This window comes from Leuconostoc sp., from assembly GCF_965300815.1.
Genome location: NZ_CBDKZH010000145.1, coordinates 1 through 2,786, shown reverse-complemented (window position 1 = coordinate 2,786; position 2,786 = coordinate 1). Strand labels below are relative to the sequence as shown.

Below are 2,786 nucleotides of genomic sequence, written 5' to 3'. Positions count from 1 at the left end.
TGCATCAAGACAAGCGGGCAACCTTGTATTTGGCGAATTTTAAGCGTGGCCTAAGTCAAATGAAATGGACAAATCTCGTTGAAGTGACCACGCGACCGGCAAATCAATATTATGGTCAAATGCCAGCACTAATGACGGATCTTGATCAGGCCCAAGGGGCGGGGACTACTACCATTTTGTTGCTTGATGATGCCAAACAACGGCAAAATTTCCAGAGCTCGTTGACTGATTTAGAACAGCCTGTGCTGGAGACCCGCACGGTCCAGCCTCATCATGTTCAAATGATGGCTGGGGATTTGTCAGCCGGTTTTGAATGGCCTCAGTTGCACCTTACGGTGTTAACGGCTCACGAACTGTTTGCTAAGTCACGCCGGACAACACCACGTCCGCGACAAATGGCGAATGCTGAACGGTTGAAGTCATATAATGAGTTAAATGTGGGCGATTATGTTGTCCACGTTAACCATGGTATTGGCCGTTATGAAGGCTTACAGACCATGACGGTTGATGGTGGCAAGCAAGATTACCTCACGATTGCTTATCAAAAAAATGCCAAGATTTTTATTCCTGTTACCCAATTAAATTTGATTCAAAAATATATTGGGGCTTCTGATGCTGCTAAGGCACCCAAGTTAAATAAGTTGGGTGGTACCGAGTGGGCGAAGACCAAGCGCCAAGTCGCAGCTAAAATAGAAGACATTGCGGATGATCTGCTTGAGTTATATGCCCAACGGGAAGCGGAAGCTGGATATGCTTTTCCACCAGATGATACGGCGCAACTGAAGTTTGATACGGCATTTGGTTATCCAGAAACACCTGACCAGATGAGATCGATTGAAGAAATCAAAGCGGACATGCAAAAACCACGGCCAATGGATCGGCTGTTGGTTGGCGATGTTGGTTTTGGTAAAACGGAAGTGGCCTTACGGGCGATTTTCAAAGCAGCGCATGCGGGCAAGCAAGTTGCCTTTCTGGCACCAACAACAATCTTAGTCCAACAACACTATGAGACAATGTTGGCGCGCTTTAGTGCATTTCCTGAATTGAAAATTGGGGTGTTAAGCCGCTTTCAAACGCCGGCACAAAATAAAGCGGTGATTGCTAAGCTAAAGGCACATGAAATTGACATCGTGGTGGGCACGCATCGTTTGTTAAGCCAAGATGTGACGTTTGCTGATCTAGGCCTCTTAGTTATTGATGAAGAACAACGCTTTGGGGTGAAGCATAAGGAGCGGTTGAAGCAGTTGCGTCACAGTGTTGACGTCCTGACATTGACTGCAACGCCAATCCCAAGAACGTTAAATATGGCGATGGTTGGTGCGCGTGATTTATCAGTGATTGAAACGCCACCAGCTAATCGTTTCCCGATCCAAACCTATGTATTGGAAGCGGACTGGACCATTGTGCGTAATGCCATAGAAAAAGAGCTGGCACGTGATGGCCAGGTGTTTTATTTGCACAATCGGGTGGCTGACTTGGACCGTGTGGTCAGTCAAATTGAAGAATTAGTCCCATCCGCACGCGTGGCGGCGATTCACGGGCAAATGTCTGAAACGCAATTGGAAAGCGTCCTATTTGATTTTTTGAATGGGAATTATGATGTTTTGGTGACCACTACCATCATTGAAACCGGTGTGGATATTCCGAATGCCAACACACTCATTGTTGAAAATGCGGATCACATGGGCTTATCGCAACTCTATCAGTTACGTGGTCGTGTCGGTCGTTCAACCCGTTTGGCCTATGCCTACTTCACTTATCCTTTTTCACGGACACCCAGTGAAGAAGCAGAAAAGCGCCTAGCGGCGATTCGTGATTTTACGGAATTAGGTTCCGGTTTCCGGATTGCCATGCGTGATTTGAGTATTCGTGGCGCTGGTGATTTATTAGGGAAACAACAACACGGCTTTATTGATTCAGTGGGTTATGACATGTATACCCAACTGCTTAAAGAAGCTGTAGCCAAGAAACAAGGGCACCATGACGCCACACCTGCACAACAAGAAACCGATGCGGAATTGATTTTGGGTGTTTTGGCCTATTTGCCAGAAGACTACGTGGCGGATAATGCGCAAAAAATTGAATTATATACCCGTATTCGACAAGCACGTACAGATGACGACTTTGCAGATATTGAAGCGGATATGCTGGATCGTTTTGGCGATATGCCAGATGAGGTCGCGCGTTTGCTTTTGGTAGGGCAGATCAAACAGCTAGCTGATCAAGCCCAAGTGACCAATATTCGTCGACAACGCCAACAACTGGTAATGACCTTTAGCCCAGAAGCGAAAGCCCGCTTGGCTGGGGAAGCGGTATTTGCGACCCTGGTTGACGTACCGTTAAAGGTCGCAGTCCGGTCAGAGTCAGGGCAATTACAAGTCATCATGACTGTCAATGACGTCGCCGAAAGTAGCATTTGGCTCCATATCCTGAAGGATTATTTACGTGTCGTCATTGCGAAACAACAAGAAAGTCAGGGATAACGACTGTTATCCAGAAAAGAGAACATTATGCGATTAGATAAATATTTAAAAGTGTCACGACTGATTAAGCGTCGGACGGTAGCAAAAGAAATTTCAGACCAAGGCCGTATTTCAATTAATGGTAAAGTGGCCAAGTCATCATCTGATGTGTCAACTAATGACGAATTGGAAATCCGTTTTGGAAATAAAACGTTGACGGTTAAGGTCTTAAAAATCGTTGAAACAACCAAAAAAGACGAAGCCGCTGATATGTATGAAATTGTGAGTGAAACATTTGCGCAAGATTTCCGTACGGATAGCGAT

2 protein-coding genes are annotated in these 2,786 nt (G+C 45.8%); both read left to right on the top strand.

Annotated features, from left to right (window positions below; genetic code table 11):
- On the top strand, window positions 1–2,483 hold a 2,483-nt coding region (gene mfd, locus ACW12G_RS07410), incomplete at its 5' end, for a transcription-repair coupling factor (protein ID WP_455647655.1).
- A 27-nt stretch (window positions 2,484–2,510) separates the two neighbouring features.
- A partial coding sequence (locus ACW12G_RS07405; protein WP_455647654.1) for an RNA-binding S4 domain-containing protein occupies window positions 2,511–2,786 on the top strand: 276 nt, incomplete at its 3' end.